The sequence below is a fragment of the Flavobacterium laiguense genome (assembly GCF_003097655.1).
Lineage (GTDB): Bacteria > Bacteroidota > Bacteroidia > Flavobacteriales > Flavobacteriaceae > Flavobacterium > Flavobacterium laiguense.
The window spans coordinates 24,365-45,155 of the sequence record NZ_QCZH01000027.1; the positions used below are offsets into that span (position 1 = coordinate 24,365).

Below are 20,791 nucleotides of genomic sequence, written 5' to 3' on the forward strand. Positions count from 1 at the left end.
AATAATTTTATTAAATTAGCCTTCTTTTCAAATACAAAATGATCACAAAAATCATCAATAAACTCGAATACCTAGTTGTTTGGGCTCAAGATAAATTAACCAATAAACAGTTTATTTTCTTATCCAGTGTTTTGGTAGGTATTTCATCAGCATTTGCCGTAATAGTTTTAAAAACATTTGCACACTGGGTTTTTAGATTTGCCACTTATGTGAACTTTCATGTCAACTTTTTTAAGGTTGGATTACTTAAAATAATGTTACCCGTAATTGGTATTATGCTTACAGTGTTTGTAGTAAAAAGGTTTTTGGGAGGCACAATTGAAAAAGGAACTTCTCAAATTTTGTATGCAGTAGCAAAAAAGGCAAGTATCATTCCAAGGAAACAAATGTATGCCCAAATAGCAACAAGTTCACTTACCGTTGGGCTTGGTGGTTCTGCGGGACTTGAGAGTCCAATTGTAATTACGGGAGCTGCTTTTGGATCCAATTATGCCCAAAAATACAGTTTAAACTACAAAGACAGAACATTACTCATTGGTTGTGGAGTTGCAGCAGGAATAGCAGCTGCATTTAACGCTCCTATTGCAGGAGTTTTGTTTGCCATAGAAGTATTACTTGTAGATGTTAGTATTTCGGCATTTACTCCTATCATGATTGCTGCAGCAACAGGAGCATTAGTTTCTGCAATGGTTTTAGACGAAACCATTTTGTTGAATTTTACAGGGAGACAAACCTTTAATTACCATAACATCCCTTATTACATTCTTTTAGGCATTCTTACTGGATTCGTGGCTATTTTTTATGCCAGAAATTTTCAAAAAACAGAACATTTTTTTAGCCGAATCAAAATTTCCCCCTATAAAAAAGCTTTTTTTGGCGCATCCATTTTAGCACTTTTAATCTTTATTTTCCCAACGCTTTTTGGAGAAGGGTATGAAAGTATCAAAACCTTATCAGAGAGCGACCCAGGGCAATTATTGGAAAACACCCTTTTCAGTGATTTTAGAAATAACAATTGGGCTTTGCTTGCTTTTGTAGGTTGCTCTTTTATGCTAAAAGCGTTTGCCACCGGAATCACTTTAGGAAGTGGCGGAAACGGTGGGAATTTTGCCCCTTCCCTATTTTTAGGCTCTTATGTTGGTTTTTTCTTTTCTAAATTTTTAAACTTAACGGGCTTAACCAAATTACCCGTAAGTAATTTTACTATGGTCGGTATGGCCGGAATATTAAGCGGATTGTTTCATGCGCCTATGACCGCCATATTTTTGATCGCCGAAATCACTGGAGGTTATGGATTAATGATTCCTCTTATGATTGTCTCATCCATTAGTTTTGCTATTTCAAAATCGTTTGAAAAACATTCTTTGGATGTAAAAAGTTTAGCCCGAAAAGGACATGCTTTTACGAGTAATAAAGACACGAATGTCCTTTCTACATTAGACACCAATACCATTATCCAAACGGATTATCTAACCATTTCTGCTGATGAAAATTTAGAAAAATTAGTTGATCTGATTTCCCATTCGAATCAAGTGATTTTCGCAGTAGTCAACAAAGAAAAACAACTCCTAGGGATAGTCCATTTTAATGACATCCGAGAAATTATTTTTAATCCATATCGAGTAAAATACACTTTGGTAAAAGAAATAATGAAAACTTCAATTGACATTATATACCCTACCGATAGCATGGAAATTGTAATGGATAAATTTGAAAAAACAAGAGTATCATTCCTGCCTGTACTCAAAAACGGTATCTATTACGGCTTTATCTCGAAATCTATAGCACTCGAGGCCTATAGAACCAAGTTAAGATCAATGACGATAGAATAGATTATTGACCGGAAATTGATATTATATGGATTATTCAAAAAATTAAACGGAATAAATTTTATTTTTTCTTAAAAAATAGCAAAAGAATACTGTAACAATTTTACTACCTAAAAGACTAACTTTTTTTACAAAACAATTTAACCAAATAAAAACTTATGAAAGCACTAAAATCATCATTAATTTTCCTTTTTGTTTTAGGAACAAATTCTGGAGCATTTGCTCAAACTGCAGATGAAATTATATCAAAATATATTACTACAATAGGTGGTGCAGAAAAACTAAAAGCATTAAAAGGAATAAAAATGGATATGGTTATAAATGCACAAGGGATGGAAATTCCAGTTGAATTTATACAACAAACTGGCGGTAAAATGTATGTAAAAATCAATTTACAAGGAAAAGAAATTACTCAAATGGCTTCTGATGGAGAAACAGTTTGGAGTACCAGTTTCATGACTATGAAAGCTGAAAAATCTGACGCTGAAACTACAGCAAATTCAAAACTTAATAATAATGATTTCCCCGATGCGATGTTAGACTACAAAGCAAAAGGATATGCTGCTGAATTTGTAGGTAAAGAAACCAAAGAAGGAACAGAATGTTTTAAAGTAAAGTTCACAAAAAAACCAATCACTGTTGATGGAGTAAAAGCAGATGATATTACCTATTACTTTTTTGAAACCGAAAACAACCTGCCAATTGCAACAGAATCTGAAATTAAACAAGGACCATCAAAAGGGCAAAAATCAGCATCTACAATGAGTGACTATCAAGAAGTTGAAGGTCTTTATTTTCCTTTCTCAATGAATCAAGGAGGTCAAGAAATGAAAATTAAAAAAATAACACTTAACCCAACGGTAGACGCAAAAGCATTTGCTTTTCCAGTACAATAAAAACCTTCAAAAATCATTAAAATCCTTATTTTATAGATAAGGATTTTTTTTTAAAATTTAGTTATGAAAAAAACAGGACTTCTGGTTGCTTGCATTGGATTACTATCTGTAACAACCCTATTTGCTCAAGAAAAAATTGTTTTGAAAGGAAAAGAATTGTTTGGTGACATGAAAGCCAGACACATTGGCCCTGCACTAATGAGCGGTCGAATTACTGACTTAGAGATGCATCCTACAAACAATAAAATTATGTACACAGCCACAGCTGGTGGTGGTGTTTGGAAAAGTAATGACGGAGGAGCCTCATTCAACCCCATTTTTGACGAACATATCCAATCTATAGGTTGCATTGCAATAGACCCTTCTAAACCAGACCAAAACATTTGGGTAGGTACAGGGGAAACTTGGACGAGAAATAGCGTTTCAATGGGAGATGGTATTTATAAATCGACAGATGGAGGGCAAAACTGGAAAAATATGGGATTGCCAAAATCCGATCGAATTAGTTCCATTATAATAGATCCTAAAAACAGTGATATTGTTTGGGTTGGTGTACTTGGAGCACTTTGGGGTGATAGCGACGAAAGAGGGATCTACAAAACAACAGATGGTGGAACTACCTGGAACAAAGTGTTTTTTGTTGACAATAAAACGGGTTGTTCTGATTTAATTGTTGATCCAAAAAACACCAATATAATGTACGCTTCCTTTTGGGAATTCAGAAGATCAGGATGGTCTTTTAGCTCAGGAGGATCTAATTCTGCTTTGTATAAATCTATTGATGGTGGGAAATCTTGGAGCAAAATTCATACAGGATTTCCAGTTGGAAAATTGGGTAGAATTGCAATTGCTGTAGCACCTTCAAATTCAAATATTTTATATTCAGTATTAGAAACTGAAAAACCAGAATTAAATGGATTGTATCGTTCTGATGATGCTGGTGCCAATTGGAAACACCTAAATAGTGATTTTGGATTAGTAGTTAGGCCTTTCTATTTTTCTAGAATAGTTGTTGATCCTAGAAATCCAGACATTGTTGTAAAAGGAGGCTTGAGTGGTTCTATAAGTAGAGACGGTGGTAAAACGTTCAAAAACTTAGGATACATGCACGCCGACATACATGATATTTCTTTTGATAATTTAGACAGCAATAGAATGTTTTGCGGAACTGACGGAGGTGTTTACAGAAGTTGGGATGGTGGTAGTACTATGGAAATGGTAAGTAATATTCCAGTTTCACAATTTTATCATGTTAGTATAGATGACAAAGAACCGTATAATGTTTATGGAGGTTTACAAGATAATGGATCTTGGTACGGACCTACCAAAAGTCCGGGTGGTATAGAATCTAGAGATTGGACACGAATTGGTCAAGGAGATGGTTTTAGAGTAATCAAACACCCTACTAAAAACATTATTTATAGCGAAATGCAAGGTGCCGAAAATGTTTGGCGTTTTAATACCGATACAAAAGAGCTAATCACAATTCAACCCCTTGCAGTGAAAGGAGATCCAAAATTGCGTTTTAACTGGAATGCTCCAATGGAAATCAGTAAAAAACAAGCGGATCGATTTTATATGGGGAGTCAGTTTGTACATAAATCAGAAGATATGGGACGAACTTGGACCAAAATTTCACCCGATTTAACTACTAATGATCCTTTAAAATACAATACTGAAAAATCAGGAGGACTTTCTGTTGACAATTCGGGAGCCGAAAAGCACTGTACCATTTTTACAATTGCTGAATCTCCAAAGAACGAAAATGTTATTTGGGCTGGTACTGATGATGGAAACATACAAGTAACAAAAGATGGAGGAAAATCTTGGACTAATGTAATTGCAAATATTATTGGTTTACCAAAAAATACATGGTGTTATCATATTGAAGCTAGTGTTTTTGGAGAAGGAACTGCTTATGCTGTTTTTGAAGGTCATGCCAAAAATGATTACACTCCTTATACTTATAAAACAACTGATTTTGGAGCAACATGGAAATCAATTATTACTCCAGATGTAGATGGTTTTGTCCGAAATATTCAAGAAGATTTTGTAAATGAAAATTTATTGTTTTTAGGAACCGAAAAGGGGTTGTATATAACTATTGATGGTGGAAGCAATTGGTCCCATTTTACAAACAAAATGCCAAATGTAGCTGTCCATTATATAGAATTGAGTAAAAAAACAAACGATTTAATTTTGGCTACTCATGGTAGAGGTATAATTATATTAGATGATATCACTCCACTAAGACAAATAAATCAAGATATACTTACAAAAGACCTACATTTTTTTGACTTAAAACCCGCAATTATTGAAGAAGAATCTAGTTTTGGTGGAACAGCTACCGAATTAGAGTTTGTTGGTCGTAATCCTTCTACTAGTGCTCAAATCATTTATTATTTGAAAAAAAGACACACTTTAGGTAAAATGGATATTGAAATTCAGGATGAAAAAGGTGCTAAAATCATTTCATTATCAGCAGGAAAACAAAAAGGAATTAATGTAGTAAATTGGGATTACAACATGAAAAACCCTAAGATTGCTGCAGGAAAAACCCTTTCCTATTCTGGTTTTACAGCTCCAAGGGTTCAAGAAGGCACTTATAAAGTGATATTGACCAAAGGAAAAGAAACCTATACCCATGATTTAAAAGTATTAAATGATCCTAAAAGTAGTATATCAGCTTCTGATCGTTTAAAACAAAAAGAAACTACTCGCGAACTCTTTAATAAAAATGAAGAATTAGCTTATACAGTTTATGAGATAGATGAAACCATAAAATTATTAGACCAAATAATTGTAAAAAACAAAAGTTTTGCCAAACAAGGAACAAAAATCAAAACTGATTTTGAAACTTTAAAAGCAAAAATGGTTGTTACAACAGGAGACTCTTATGTAGGAGCAGCTGAACCTCAATTGAGAGAAAAACTAGGAGATTTATACGCTTCTATTGCTGGTAATTTCACAGCTCCTTCCGCATCCCAAATGGAAAATAAAGAAGCAATTCTAATAAGATTTGATAGTGCTATGACTGAATTCAAAACACTAAAATCTAAAAATGAAGCGACTTATTTAAAACAAGCTAAAGAACAAAGTTTACCATTTGTACTTAAAACATATGCAGAATTTGTTGCAGAATAATTTTTAAAATTCATCAAATTTTAAAACGCTAGCTTTGAGTTAGCGTTTTTTTTATGCTCAATTTTTAACACAAACTTCCATACTGTTCTATAAAAAGTAGCAACCAAAATGGTAACTTTGCTTTTTTGCAAAAATTATGCTAGATACAGACAATACGATTGAAGTTCAAGGTGCACGCGTTCACAATCTTAAAAATATAGATGTTTCCATTCCGAGAGAAAAACTGGTAGTCATTACAGGTCTTTCGGGGTCGGGAAAATCCTCATTGGCATTTGACACTATTTATGCCGAGGGACAACGCCGTTATGTAGAAACTTTTTCGGCCTATGCACGACAGTTTTTGGGTGGATTGGAACGTCCCGATGTCGATAAAATTGACGGACTCTCCCCTGTTATTGCCATTGAACAAAAAACGACCAGCAAAAGCCCGCGCTCTACCGTTGGTACCATTACCGAAATTTATGATTTTCTGCGTTTGCTTTATGCCCGTGGTGCCGATGCCTACAGTTATAATACTGGCGAAAAAATGGTATCCTACTCGGATGATCAAATTAAAGACTTGATTATTCAAGATTTTGCAGGAAAACGTATCAACATTCTTGCTCCGGTTATTCGAGCCAGAAAAGGACATTATGCTGAGCTTTTTCAACAAATTACCAAACAAGGATTTTTGAAAGTACGCGTCAATGGCGAAATTCAGGATTTAGTTTCCGGAATGAAACTAGACCGTTACAAAACCCACGATATTGAAATTGTTGTCGACAGGATGGTTATCGACGATACCCCAGACAACGAAAAACGTTTGTCCGAAAGCATTAACACCGCCATGCATCACGGCGATAATGTATTGATGGTTCTAGACCAAGACACGAATGAAGTTCGTTATTTCAGTCGGAATTTGATGTGTCCTACAACCGGAATATCGTATCAGAATCCGGAACCCAATTTATTTTCTTTCAACTCCCCAAAAGGAGCTTGTGATTCTTGCAACGGATTGGGAACGGTAAACCAAATCAATGTCAAAAAGATTATACCCAACCCCAAATTATCGATTAAAGCGGGTGGTTTTGCGCCTTTGGGCGAATACAAATCGTCTTGGATTTTCAAGCAATTGGAAATTATAGGCGAGAAATATGACTTTAAATTGACGGATCCCATTGAAAGTATTTCAGCGGAAGCGATGGAAATGATTTTGAATGGTGGAAAAGAAAAATTCAGTATTGAATCAAAAACTGCAGGTATTACCAAAGAATATAAAATTGACTTTGAAGGAATTGCCCATTTTATCAAAAACCAACACGACGAAAGCGGATCAACTACTATAAAGCGTTGGGCTGCGGCCTTTATGGATGAAATAAAATGCCCTGTTTGCGAAGGTTCCCGTTTGAAAAAAGAAGCGAATTATTTTAGAATTTATGAAAAAAGCATATCCGAATTGTGCGATATGGATATTTCGGATTTGACAGCTTGGTTTCTAGATTTGGACCAACATTTATCTGATAAACAAAAGCGAATCGCTACCGAAGTCATTAAAGAAATCAAAGATAGATTGGCTTTCTTGATGAATGTAGGTTTGGATTATTTGGCCTTAAGCCGAAGTTCAAAATCACTTTCGGGTGGTGAAGCGCAGCGCATCCGATTGGCGACACAAATTGGGTCACAATTGGTGGGTGTTTTGTATATTTTGGATGAACCAAGCATTGGTTTACACCAAAGAGACAATGACAAACTGATTCATTCTTTGGAACAATTAAGAGACCTTGGCAACTCGGTTATCGTGGTAGAACACGACAAAGACATGATTGAACGCGCCGATTATGTAATTGATATTGGTCCAAAAGCAGGAAAATATGGTGGAGAAATCATCAGTATTGGAACTCCTGCCGAAACTTTGGCTTCCAACACTATTACTGCTCAGTATTTGAATGGAAAAATGAAGTTGGAAATACCTGAAAAACGACGCGAGGGAAATGGAAAATTCCTAAAACTAACTGGAGCTACAGGAAATAATCTAAAAAACGTCACTATTGATTTGCCTTTGGGTAAAATGATTTGTGTTACGGGCGTTTCGGGAAGTGGAAAATCGACATTGATTAATGAAACCCTCTACCCTATTTTGAATGCCTATTATTTTAATGGCGTTAAAATTCCAAAGCCGTATAAAAAGATTGAAGGTTTGGAGCATATTGATAAAGTGATTGATATTGACCAAAGTCCAATTGGACGAACACCACGTTCGAATCCCGCAACGTATACAGAAGTTTTTACCGAAATACGAAACTTGTTTACGATGACTTCCGAAAGTATGATTCGCGGATATAAAGCGGGACGTTTTAGTTTTAATGTAAAAGGCGGACGCTGCGAAACCTGCGAAGGTTCCGGAGTACGAACGATAGAAATGAACTTCTTGCCCGATGTGTATGTGGAATGCGAGACTTGTCAAGGAAAACGTTTTAACAGAGAAACCTTGGAGATTCGTTATAAAGGAAAATCCATTTCGGATGTATTGAATATGACGGTTGATGAAGCTGTTCCTTTCTTTGAAATGATTCCGAAGATTTACAGAAAAGTAAAAACGATTCAGGATGTTGGTTTGGGATATATCACGCTTGGTCAACAAAGCACCACACTTTCTGGCGGAGAAGCGCAACGCATCAAACTGGCAGGTGAATTGTCTAAAAAAGACACCGGAAATACGTTCTATATTCTCGATGAGCCAACAACGGGTTTGCATTTTGAAGACATTCGGGTGTTGATGGATGTGATTAACAAATTGGTAGACAAAGGCAATACCATCTTGATTATAGAACATAATATGGATGTAATCAAACTAGCCGATTACATTATTGATATTGGCCCCGAAGGTGGTAAAGGCGGTGGACAGCTTGTAGCCAAAGGAACGCCCGAAGAAATTATAAAAAATAAAAAAAGCTATACGGCACAGTTTTTGAAAAAAGAGTTATCTTAGATTAATATAAAATTAACCGCTATGAATAGTTTGAGTTTAAAAGTCGATTTGAATTTCCAACAACTCTTGGATGTTGTAAAACAATTGTCTCCTTCTGAAAAATTAAAACTTAATGAAGCCATTTGGGATAACGATACCGAGATTCCTATGGAGCATCAACAATTAGTTAATGATAGAATCCAAAAAAGTAAAGCAAACCCAAACAGAATGCTAGATTGGGATGAAGTATCAAAAAAGCTAGTTGATTAATGCCTCAATTTAAAATTAAAATTGATGAAGAAGCTTTTCAAGATATTCTTGAAATTACAGATTGGTACAATAATCAGTTAAAAGGTTTGGGTTCTCGTTTTCAAAAGCAGGTTAAATCTCAAATTAACTCTTTAAAAAAGAATCCAAATATATGCAGTAAACGTTATGATGATGTACATTGTATGGTTATAAAAAAGTTCCCATTTTTAGTTCATTATTCTATTAATGAAGATCTATTTTATGTTGAAATTTTTGCTGTTTTTCACACTAGTAGAAATCCTCAAATATGGAAAACCCGAAGAAAATAAGTTCTTTAAATTAAAACAAAAAGTTGAATTAAAAACGGATGCCCTAGCCCAGATTGCTAAGCCAATTCGCTTCGCTCGTGTGAAGCGGTATCCTTTATAAGGTGATTTTTCTTCACCATATAAAGATACAAGCGGATAGCTGGACACGAGCGAAGCGAACTGACGAAGTAAATAGCTCCCCTTCGACTTCGCTCAGGGTTAAATAAAATATAATAAGATACAATATGAGATTAGAAGATTTTGACAACGACGAGGATAGAATAATCCAAGACAAACTGAAACAAAAAACTTGGAATGATATTAAAACCAATGATAGTTGGGCGATTTTTAAAATTATGGCCGAGTTTGTGAATGGATATGATTCAATGAGTCGTATTGGGCCTTGTGTGACTATTTTTGGTTCGGCAAGGATAAAACCGGAGGATCATTATTATTTACTAGCCGAGAAAATTGCTTACAAAATAAGTAAAGCAGGTTATGGTGTAATTACTGGTGGTGGTCCCGGAATTATGGAAGCGGGTAACAAAGGGGCGCATTTAGGCGGTGGAACCTCGGTGGGATTGAACATCGAATTGCCTTTTGAACAGCATTTTAACCCGTATATCGACAGAGATAAAAACTTGAACTTTGATTATTTCTTTGTTCGAAAAGTAATGTTTGTAAAATACTCGCAAGGTTTTGTGGTCATGCCGGGAGGTTTTGGAACTATGGATGAATTATTTGAGGCCATTACCTTAATTCAGACCAAAAAAATAGGTAAGTTCCCGATTATATTAGTAGGAACTAGTTTTTGGTCTGGATTGATTGATTGGGTAAAAGCAGTATTAGTTGAAAGAGAACATACGGTAAGTGCCGACGATTTGAACTTATTCAAGTTAGTAGACACCGAAGACGAGGTAGTGGCTGTTTTGGATAATTTCTATAAGAAATACGATTTAAGTCCTAATTTTTAAAATTCTAAGAGCCGTTCCCAAAACGGCTCTTTTTTTTTACGTATTTTGACCTATTTAATACTGAACTTTTCTTAATTATTTGTAAATTGTATTAGTTTTATACTTTTAAGTAATCTTATAAGCCCCCAGATTGAAAACTTACGGTAAAATCACCTTATTTCTTATTGTTTTGTTAGTTTCACAAAAACAATACGCACAGCATCACTCTCAAATGTCTGTTGACGTAAATATGGATGCCAAGACCTTGTTTGTTCATCAAGAAATCACGTATTACAATACAAGCAATGATACTCTGTCTTCTATCGTTTTGAATGATTGGAATAATGCTTTCTCCGACAAAGAAAGTCCTTTGGGTAAGCGTTTTTCGGATGAGTTTTACAATCACTTTCATTTTGCTACGGTAGAAGAACGAGGAGGAACAATCAATTTGATAATTGAAGACCAAAACAAAAACGTCCTACTTTGGGATCGAACTAAGAGACATCCTGATTATATTGAGCTCGCATTAAGCAAAAAACTGGAACCCAACCAAAAAATCACTTTACACCTTTCCTATGCCAGTAAAATACCGAGTGATCGATTTACTAAATACGGCTACTCGGACGATAAAAGCATAAACCTAAAAAACTGGTTCCTGACTCCTGCTCGTTATGAAGATCATCAATTTATTAAATACAGTAATGAAAACTTAGATGATATTGCCAATGCTGTTTCTGATTTTGACATTCATTTTAAAATACCAAAAAGCAGTACACTGGTTACCGATCTTAATGTTAGCGACTCCACCCAAACTGGCGCTGAAACAACCTACACTTTAACGGGCAAAAACATTCCTGATTTTAGCCTCATTATTGAAAAAGACCCCACTTATAAAAGTTATAAAATTGGAGATTTAGAAGTCCTAACCAATATCAATTCTGGAAAATTCAAAGACTCATTAAAAACAGCAATTATTAAACAAATTGTTGATTTTAGCAGTAACCAAATTGGAAAATATCCGTTTGATAAAATAATCATTTCGGAAGCTGATTATGAAAAAAATCCATTTTATGGACTGAATCAACTGCCTAAATTCATGCGACCTTTCCATTCCGATTTTATATTCGAAATAAAGTTTTTAAAAACCTATTTGAATAATTTTATAAAAAACAGCTTGCAATTAGATGCCCGAAAAGACAACTGGATTTATGATGGTATTCAGGTTTTTACCATGATCGATTATATCGACAAATATCATCCTGAAAGTAAGATGATGGGATCGGCTTCTAAATTTATCTTATTACGGGGATTCAAAATGGCCCAAACCGATTTTAACGAGCAATACAGTTATTATTATATGCTCATGGCCCGGAAAAACCTGGACCAACCACTCAATGCACCAAAAAATTCATTGATAAAATACAATGTTCAAATTGCCAATAAATACAAAGCGGGATTGAGCTTTAAATATTTAGACTCCTATCTTGGCGATACATTGGTTACCAACGGAATTCGACAGTTTTATACGCTAAACAAAGAAAAAACAACCTCAAGAAGCGATTTTGAAAATATACTAAAATCAAGTACTCCCAAAAATATCGATTGGTTTTTTAAATATATCATTGATAGTCGAGAAACTATTGACTACAAATTTGGAGATGTATCTAAAACAAAAGACACTGTAACTTTTTTTGTAAAAAACAAGGGAGTTCCATTGGTGCCTATGCCAATATTTGGGATTAAAAAAAAACAAATTATATTCAAAAAATGGTTAGAAACCAATGAAATAGATACTACTCTTATATTCGATAGAAAAAATGTGGATAAATTGGTTCTCAATTATAATAATGAAGTACCCGAATTCAATTTGAGAAACAATTGGAAATCATTGAAAACCTTTTCACTCAATCGGCCTTTAAAACCAACCTTTTTTCAGGATTTAGAAGACCCGCATTGCTCTCAATTTTTTTACAATCCTACCTTTTATTATAATCTTTATGATGGACTTTCGCCTGGAATTAGTTTTTACAACTATAGCTTCTTTGATAAACCATTTATGTTTAACCTGAATCCTATGTATTCCATAAACACAAATTCAATTGTGGGTAGTTATTCATTGGGCATTAATAAATATTATAGAACTGGAACACTATACAATGTACGATACTCCCTAAACGGTTCTTATTTTCATTATGCACCAGATGCCGCTTATTTGAAATTGAATCCCAGTTTAACCATGTCTATACGCGAGCCCAATTATAGAGACAATAGAAAACAAACCATTTTTGTAAAATACAATATCATAAACAAAGAACCATCAGCTATTGTAATTGACAGTACAGACAATTATTCTATTCTGAATCTAAAATACTACAATGTTAAAACCGAAGTAACGAGTCATGTAAAATTCTTCACGGATGTACAATTTTCAGGTTATTTCGGAAAAGTATCCGCTGACGTGGAGTACCGAAAACTTTTTAACAACAAACGTTTTTTTAATATTAGGGTATTTGGAGGGACATTTTTATACAATACCAACAATACCCAAAACTATAATTTTGGAGTATCCAGACCCAATGATTATCTTTTTGATTACAATATTTATGCCCGCTCTGAGACCACAGGTATTTTAAGTCAGCAATATATATTGGCACAAGGCGGATTCAAATCGTTTGTAACCCCATCAGAATCTAACAAATGGATGACCACCACTAATATGAGTTATACGATTTGGAATTGGGTTGATGCTTACGCCGATTTTGGGTTTGTCAAAAATAAAGGCCAAAATAATGCATTTATATACGATAGTGGATTACGACTAAATCTGGTACAAGATTATTTTGAATTGTTCTTTCCAGTCTATTCTTCAAATGGTTTTGAAATAACACAAAAACAATACAGCGATAAAGTGCGATTTATCTTCATATTTAGCCCTAAATCATTAATGAATCTTTTTACCCGAAAATGGTTTTAATTCAAAACAAAAACTTTAAAATATTGAATTATTATTCGATAAATGGAATAAAAATTACATATTCAATAAAAATAAAACTGTTTTACTAAAAATTATTTGTTAATTATTTATAAAAATACAAAAGTGTATAATGATATATAGATAGTTTTTGATTAGATTTGCAGCTCAAAAGCTATACTTTTAAATATTATGATAAAAGAGAAAGTGAATACTGGTTTAACATTTGAAGACTTTAAAACCGAAGTCATAAATGATTACAAAATCGCCATAATAAGCAGAGAATGTAGTTTATTGGGTCGAAAAGAAGTATTAACCGGAAAAGCCAAATTCGGAATATTTGGAGATGGTAAAGAAGTTCCACAACTTGCTATGGCTAAATCCTTTAAAAATGGGGATTTCCGTTCCGGATATTATCGCGATCAAACTTTTATGATGGCTATAGGCGAATTGACCATACAACAATTTTTTGCCGGATTATATGCCCATACTGATATAAAGCAAGAACCAATGTCTGCAGGAAGACAAATGGGAGGTCATTTTGCCACCCATAGCTTGAATGAAGATGGATCTTGGAAAAACTTAACAGAGCAAAAAAATTCTAGTTCTGATATTTCTCCAACAGCTGGACAAATGCCTCGTTTATTGGGATTAGCACAAGCATCGAAAATATATAGAAATGTTTCTGGTATCGAAAATGCAAGTAATTTTTCTATAGATGGAAACGAAATTGCTTGGGGAACCATTGGAAACGCAAGTACCTCTGAAGGTTTGTTTTTTGAAACCATAAATGCTGCTGGTGTATTGCAAGTACCTATGGTCATGAGTGTTTGGGATGATGAGTACGGTATTTCGGTACATGCAAGACATCAAACTACCAAAGAAAACATTTCTGAAATCTTAAAAGGGTATCAAAAAGAAGAAGGAACAAACGGTTTTGAAATCTTAAGAGTAAAAGGTTGGGATTATGTCGATTTGATTGCCACTTACGAAAAAGCCGCTGAAATCGCGCGTGAAAAACACGTTCCAGTGTTAATTCACGTGAATCAACTAACACAACCTCAAGGACACTCTAGTTCTGGTTCACACGAAAGATATAAAAACGCAGCCCGATTAGCTTGGGAAAAAGATTTTGACTGTATTCGCCAAATGAAATTATGGATGATTGCTATCAATATTGCATCGCCAGAAGAGATTGAAGCCATTGATTTAGAAGCGAAAAAAGAAGTCTTTGAAGGCAAAAAAGCCGCTTGGAATGCTTTTATAGAGCCGATTGTTGAAGAACAAAAAGAATTGGTTGCCATATTAGAAAGAATAGCGGTAACAAGCCTTAAAAAAGAAGAAATTCTTAGAAATACTGCTAGTTTAAAAGGCATAAAATCCCCTTTGAAAAAGGAATTATTGGTAATGGCCCGAAAAACGTTGCGTTCCATTATCAATGAAGAGGACAAATTAGAATTATCCAGGTGGATTACGAACTATATCAATAAAACACAGGAGAAATTTAGCAGTAACTTATTTTCGAACTCTGATAAAAATGTGTTTTCTGTTAAAGAAGTTTTACCTGTTTATCCAGATAATGCCAAAGAAGATACTGATGGCAGAATGATATTGAGAGATAACTTTGACGCTATTTTCTCTAAATACCCAGAATCATTAATTTTTGGGGAAGATGCAGGAAACATTGGTGATGTAAACCAAGGTCTTGAAGGTATGCAAGAAAAATATGGAGAGTTACGCGTTGCCGATGTTGGGATTCGCGAAGCTTCTATATTAGGACAAGGAATTGGAATGGCATTGAGAGGATTACGTCCGATTGCCGAAATTCAGTATTTGGATTACCTATTATATGCTATCCAAATCATGAGTGACGATTTAGCCACTTTGCAATACAGAACCGTTGGAAAACAAAAAGCACCACTTATTATCCGTACCCGCGGACATAGATTAGAAGGTATTTGGCATTCTGGTTCTCCAATGGGAATGATCATCAATGCCATTAGAGGAATCCATGTTTTGGTTCCAAGAAACATGACACAAGCCGCTGGTTTTTACAACTCTTTATTAGAATGTGATGAACCTGCTTTGGTGATCGAATGTTTGAATGGTTACCGATTGAAAGAAAAAATGCCTTTGAATTACGGAGAATTCAAAACGCCAATTGGAGTTGTGGAAACGTTGAGAAAAGGGACTGACATTACGCTTGTTTCTTATGGATCAACCTTACGATTAGTAGAACAGGCTGCCAATGAATTATTTGAAGCAGGTATTGATTGCGAAATTATCGATTTACAGTCTTTACTTCCATTTGATGTGAATCAGGATATTATAAAAAGTGTTGCAAAAACCAATAGATTGTTGGTTATTGACGAGGATCTTCCCGGTGGAGCTTCTGCTTATATTTTGCAGCAAATTATAGAACAACAAGATGCTTACAATCATTTAGACAGTAAGCCACAAACCTTGACTGCCAAAGAACATAGACCTGCTTACGGAACAGATGGAGATTACTTCTCTAAACCTTCTGCAGAAGATATTTATGAAAAGGTATATGCTATGATGAATGAAGTAAATCCTTCTAAGTTTCCGAGTTTGTACTAAAACATCATAAATCATAAAAAAAGCCAGACACAATTTATTTTTTGTCTGGCTTTTTTAATTACAGTAATAAATTCGAAATATTTCTATCAACGCAATGTTCGTTCTAAATTATTCTTTCAAAATTAATTTTTTGGTTTCTACATTTTCTCCAACTATTAAATTTACAAAATAGACACCGACCGGTAATGCATCATTAAGTTCAATAGTTTCTTTCATGTGACCGTCTATTACAAATGGTGCTTTAGAGTAAATAATTCTTCCATTAAAATCGAGAACTTGAATCATTGCTCCCTCTACAACATCTTTTTTATTAACTTCTACCGTAAAGGAACCAGTAGTAGGATTTGGATATATCACAAAAGTGTCGCTATTTTCAACCACATAAAAATCCGTATTTGATGCAAATCTAGCGGTATTGATGCAGGAACCTAAATAGTCCCCGTGTGCCAAATGTGTTTTAACATCAGTCGTTTTTACACATTGAGTTACTCCATTATGACAAATATACACACTGTTTTTAGCACAAGTTATATCAACTGTATTAACAACAACATCATCTGACTGAAAACATCCTTGAGCATCAGTTATTTTTAATGTATAGGTTGTTTTTACGGTAGGACAAACACTGATACTAGTATTTTTTGACCCAGTACTCCATAAATATTTATAGGGAGGTAAACCTCCGGTGGCCGAACCGCTCAGTGTAACACATTTAGTTTGCGTATAGCCAATATAAATCGTTGCGTCTGCTCCTGCATTTGCAATTGGACCATTAACTTGTATGTTAGCCGTTGCTAAATTGGTACAACCATTAATATTAGTATAAGAGTAAGTAATTGGATGTACTCCCACTCCCGCTACCGAGGGATTAAAAATTCCTGAACTAACCCCAGTACCTGCATAAATTCCTCCAGTTGGTAGTCCACCTGTCAATGTAAAGGCTGTAGCACTGATACAAACAGGGCTAAATGCATTTAAAGTTACAACCGGTAATGGATTTACCGTAACGGTCGCTGAATTAGATTTTGAACAGCCTGTAGCAATTATTGTTTCTGTTAAAGTATAACTCGTCGTTACAGTTGGACTAACTGAAGGATTAGAAACTGTGGAAGTAAATCCAGCAGGATTAGAAACCCAACTATAAGTATTTCCTGAAACCGCAGTTGCTCCAATTACAATACTGTTTCCTCTACAAATAACTATTGAAGCACCTGCATTTGCAACCGGCAAAGGATTAACTGTTATCGTTACCTCATTCGATTTTGAGCATCCTGTAGCAGTTACCGTTTCTGTTAATGTATAAGTCGTAGTTACAATTGGACTTACTGACGGATTAGCAACTGTAGAAGCAAATCCTGAAGGATTGGAAACCCAACTGTATGTATGTCCCGCTACTGTTGCAGTTCCTAAAGCTACACTGTTACCCGAACATATTGAGGAGGAAACACCAGCATTGGCTAACTGTTGATTATCAACAACCGTTACTTTTTGTGTACAGGTTGCCGTGTTATTACTTGCATCTGTCGCTGTCCAAGTTACTGTGGTGTTTCCTATTGGATATGTTTCTGGAGCGTCGTTGATAACATTAAGTTCACCTCCTATAGTATTTCCCAAAACCCAGTTAGAAGTTGCACCGGTGAGTGTAAAACCATTCAGGGTTCCGTTAAATCCATTACCGGAATCATCTATAGCTGTATTAATTGCCGGCCCGGGTGAAGCGGAATTATTTCCTCCGGCTATACCTTGATTAAAATGATATAAAGCGACTAAACCTGCCTGTGCACTAAGTTCTTTATTCATGTCAGCTTGTATTTGTGACTGGGTTCGCTCTACATTCCATATTCTTACCTCGTCCATTAAATCTCCATTGCTGTATATCGCTGCATCGTCTCCTCTAGCACCGATTTTAAGTGATAAAGTACCAGGATTTTCAGGTAAATCAGTTATGCCATTTATTTGCCCATCAAGAACTCCATTCACATACAGTTTTAAAACCCCTGTAGTTCTATTAAATGTAACAGCGAGATGATACCACTCATTCGGTAATATAGTTGTAGCCCCTGTTAGTTGCGGACCACCACAACAGGGTTTTAAAACCATAGTAAACGCCTTGTTTTCAGGGGAAATTCTCAATAAATATCCAAAATCATTTCCATAATAAGAATATTTTTCAATTAAACTTTTTCCACCTGAAGTAATTTTAACCCAAGTTTCAATTGTCAATTGATTGATGGGGTTAAGCAAATCATTATGTGGCACATCAACATAGCCCCCATCAAAATTCAGTGCATTCCCAAAAGAATTAATAGAATTATCACTAACTGCTGGACTTACTAATAATGTTGTTCCTGTGCATAACCCTGCAGTAGTATTGATTGTGACATCTGACGGACAAACGATAGTTGGATTTTCTGTATCCACTACTGTTACTTTTTGCGTACAGGTTCCTGTATTATTACTTGCATCTGTCGCTGTCCAAGTTACTGTTGTGTTTCCTATCGGATATTCATTAGGAGCATCATTGGTAACACTAAGTTCCCCTCCTACAACATTTCCTAAAACCCAGTTAGAAGTTGATCCAGTGAGTGCAAAACCATTCAGGGTACCGTTAAATCCATTACCTGAATCGTCCATAGCTGTTGCCAATTCTGTATTCGCGCCACCAACTATGCCTTGATTAAAATGATATAAAGCAACCAAGCCTGTCTGTGCACTAAGTTCACGGTTCATGTCAGTTTGTATTTGTGCTTGCGTGCGTTCAATATTCCATACTCTTGCTTCATCAATTACACCACCATTTATTAATCGTGTTGCGGCATCATCTCCCCTTGCACCAATTTTAAGCGACTGAGCACCCGGTGTTGTGGGTAATCCACTTATGCCCGTGATTTGTCCGTCAAGAACGCCATTCACATACAGTTTCAAAACACCTGTATTTCGGTTAAATGTAGCTGCAAGGTGATACCATACATTGGGTAAAATGGTTGTGGAGCCGGTGAGTTCTACACCTTGATTGCTTGCATTTAAAACCATGGTAAAAGCCTTGTTAGCATCTGTAATTCGTAATAAATAACCAAAAGTATCTGCTTGATTAGCATATTTTTCTATCAAACTTTCTTGCAAGCCGTTGGATATTCTTTTAACCCAGGTTTCAATTGTCAATTGGTCGATAGGATTAAGCAAATCGTTATGTGGCACATCAACATAGCCGCCATCAAAACTTAAAGCATTTCCAACGGTACAACAATTATCACTAACCGTTGGGTTTATTAATGTGGTTATTCCCGTGCTTAACCCCGGCGTGGTATTGATAGTGACATCAGGAGCGCAAACGATAGTTGGATTTTCTGTATCCACTACTGTTACTTTTTGCGTACAGGTTGCTGTATTATTACTTGCATCTGTCGCAGTCCAGGTTACTGTTGTGTTTCCTATCGGATATTCATTAGGAGCATCATTGGTAACACTAAGTTCCCCTCCAACAACATTTCCTAAAACCCAGTTGGAAGCTGATCCAGTGAGTGCAAAACCATTCAGGGTTCCGTTATTACTATTAGCTGAAGTATCTGCGACAGTTGTTAATCCTGTATTCGTGACACCTGCAACACCCTGATTAAAATGATAGAGAGCAACCAGACCGGGTTGTATACCAAGCTCACTATTCATGTTTGCTTGTATTTGTCCTTGGGTAAGCGCAATATTCCAAATACTTAATTCGTCAATTGACCCTTCAAAAAATTCAAATAGCGCATCACGTCTTGCCCCAATTTTAGCAGTATTAAGAACCGTATTGATTGCAAAAGCCCTGTCGTCAAGCAATATTCCATCTACATAAGTTTGAGCATTTGTACCATCATAAGATACAGCAACGTGATGCCATGAACCATTATTTACATTGCTGGCCGGTACAAAGTACTGAGGATCTGCCCAGCTAGATACAAAAATACTGCCTCCTAATATTCCAACGTTAAAATTCTCCCCGTTTGCACCATTTCCATAGGAAATAATATCTCCTATTGTGCCTGTTTGAGTAGTTTTTATCCATACGGTAAAAGTTCTTGGGCTATTACCAGCGGGTAAGTTTGTATTAGCAATAGAAATATGATCATTCAACCCATCAAAATTCAGTGCATTACCAAACGAATTAGTACAATTATCGCTTATTGTTGGGTTTATTAATACAGTTGTTCCCGTACTTAACCCCGGTGTGGTATTGATGGTGACATCGGGTGCACAAACGATAGTTGGATTTTCAGCATCCGCAACTATTACAGTTACATCATTAGATTTTGCACATCCTGTTGCTGTTACTGTTTCTGTTACCGTATAAGTGGTAGTAACTACTGGGCTAACTGAAGGATTAGCCATTGTAGAAGTAAATCCAATAGGATTGGAAATCCATTGATAAGTACTGCCCACCACTGCCGTTGCACCTATCGGAACAATATTTCCCCCACAAATGGTTGTTGAAGCACCCGCATTTGCAACTGGCAAAGGATTCACGGTAATGGTTGATAAAGCAGAATTACTGCACCCATTTGCATCGGTATAAGAATAAGTAATCAAATGAGTACCCTCTCCCGCGACATTCGGATCAAAAATACCCGAGCTGACTCCTGTTCCAGAATAAATACCACTTGATGGAGAACCTCCGCCTAATACAAGAGGGGCACTTCCTAAACAAAGGGAAGGAAAACCACTTAAAGATACTATTGGTTTTGGATTCACTGTGATGGAAGAAAATGCAGAATCATTGCAACCGTAAACATCAACATAAAAATAAGTAATCAAATGAGTACCCTCTCCCGCGACATTCGGATCAAAAATACCCGAGCTGACTCCTGTTCCAGAATAAATACCACTTGATGGAGAACCTCCGCCTAATACAAGAGG

General features: G+C 35.6%; 10 protein-coding genes. 9 read left to right on the forward strand and 1 reads right to left on the reverse strand.

The annotated features are described in order from the left end of the window. The first annotated feature begins 38 nt into the window (after positions 1–38). The 9 genes from DB891_RS16040 (at position 39) to DB891_RS16080 (ending at position 15,898) form a co-directional block, all read left to right on the forward strand. The gene (locus DB891_RS16040) at positions 39–1,832 is read left to right on the forward strand and encodes a chloride channel protein (RefSeq protein ID WP_116764593.1); all 1,794 of its coding nucleotides are present in this window, start codon (positions 39–41) and stop codon (positions 1,830–1,832) included. A 155-nt stretch (positions 1,833–1,987) separates the two neighbouring features. After that, entirely contained in the window at positions 1,988–2,725 is a 738-nt protein-coding gene (locus DB891_RS16045; protein WP_116764594.1) for a LolA-like protein, read from the forward strand. Between the two features lie 63 nt (positions 2,726–2,788). Continuing rightward, complete coding sequence (locus DB891_RS16050) at positions 2,789–5,869, forward strand: WD40/YVTN/BNR-like repeat-containing protein (protein ID WP_116764595.1); 3,081 nt, start codon at positions 2,789–2,791, stop codon at positions 5,867–5,869. A 136-nt stretch (positions 5,870–6,005) separates the two neighbouring features. Continuing rightward, the gene (gene uvrA, locus DB891_RS16055; RefSeq protein WP_116764596.1) at positions 6,006–8,837 is read left to right on the forward strand and encodes an excinuclease ABC subunit UvrA; all 2,832 of its coding nucleotides are present in this window, start codon (positions 6,006–6,008) and stop codon (positions 8,835–8,837) included. Positions 8,838–8,858: 21 nt separating this feature from the next. Next, positions 8,859–9,086, forward strand: coding sequence for an addiction module protein (locus DB891_RS16060; RefSeq protein ID WP_116764597.1), 228 nt, complete (start codon positions 8,859–8,861; stop codon positions 9,084–9,086). After that, a complete protein-coding gene (locus tag DB891_RS16065) occupies positions 9,086–9,394 on the forward strand; it encodes a type II toxin-antitoxin system RelE/ParE family toxin (protein WP_116764598.1) in 309 nt (102 codons plus the stop codon). Before DB891_RS16060 ends, DB891_RS16065 begins: the two co-directional genes overlap by 1 nt. Positions 9,395–9,618: 224 nt before the next feature. Beyond that, positions 9,619–10,347: an LOG family protein gene (locus DB891_RS16070; RefSeq protein WP_116764599.1), complete on the forward strand. Its 729-nt coding sequence runs from the start codon at positions 9,619–9,621 to the stop codon at positions 10,345–10,347. Positions 10,348–10,477: 130 nt separating this feature from the next. Further along, entirely contained in the window at positions 10,478–13,300 is a 2,823-nt protein-coding gene (locus DB891_RS16075; protein ID WP_317046012.1) for a gluzincin family metallopeptidase, read from the forward strand. Positions 13,301–13,489: 189 nt separating this feature from the next. Further along, on the forward strand, positions 13,490–15,898 hold the full coding sequence (locus DB891_RS16080) for an alpha-ketoacid dehydrogenase subunit alpha/beta (RefSeq protein ID WP_116764600.1): 2,409 nt from the start codon (positions 13,490–13,492) through the stop codon (positions 15,896–15,898). A gap of 108 nt (positions 15,899–16,006) precedes the next feature. Here the strand turns inward: DB891_RS16080 and DB891_RS16085 are convergent. Further along, positions 16,007–20,791 (reverse strand): LamG-like jellyroll fold domain-containing protein (locus DB891_RS16085; protein WP_116764601.1); only part of this gene is annotated, 4,785 nt, incomplete at its 5' end.

What these genes read in the sequence shown, in the direction of transcription:
- DB891_RS16040 (WP_116764593.1), top strand. Translation starts at nt 39, where the DNA reads ATGATCACAAAAATCATCAATAAACTCGAATACCTAGTTGTTTGGGCT.
- DB891_RS16045 (WP_116764594.1), top strand. Translation starts at nt 1,988, where the DNA reads ATGAAAGCACTAAAATCATCATTAATTTTCCTTTTTGTTTTAGGAACA.
- DB891_RS16050 (WP_116764595.1), top strand. Translation starts at nt 2,789, where the DNA reads ATGAAAAAAACAGGACTTCTGGTTGCTTGCATTGGATTACTATCTGTA.
- uvrA (WP_116764596.1), top strand. Translation starts at nt 6,006, where the DNA reads ATGCTAGATACAGACAATACGATTGAAGTTCAAGGTGCACGCGTTCAC.
- DB891_RS16060 (WP_116764597.1), top strand. Translation starts at nt 8,859, where the DNA reads ATGAATAGTTTGAGTTTAAAAGTCGATTTGAATTTCCAACAACTCTTG.
- DB891_RS16065 (WP_116764598.1), top strand. Translation starts at nt 9,086, where the DNA reads ATGCCTCAATTTAAAATTAAAATTGATGAAGAAGCTTTTCAAGATATT.
- DB891_RS16070 (WP_116764599.1), top strand. Translation starts at nt 9,619, where the DNA reads ATGAGATTAGAAGATTTTGACAACGACGAGGATAGAATAATCCAAGAC.
- DB891_RS16080 (WP_116764600.1), top strand. Translation starts at nt 13,490, where the DNA reads ATGATAAAAGAGAAAGTGAATACTGGTTTAACATTTGAAGACTTTAAA.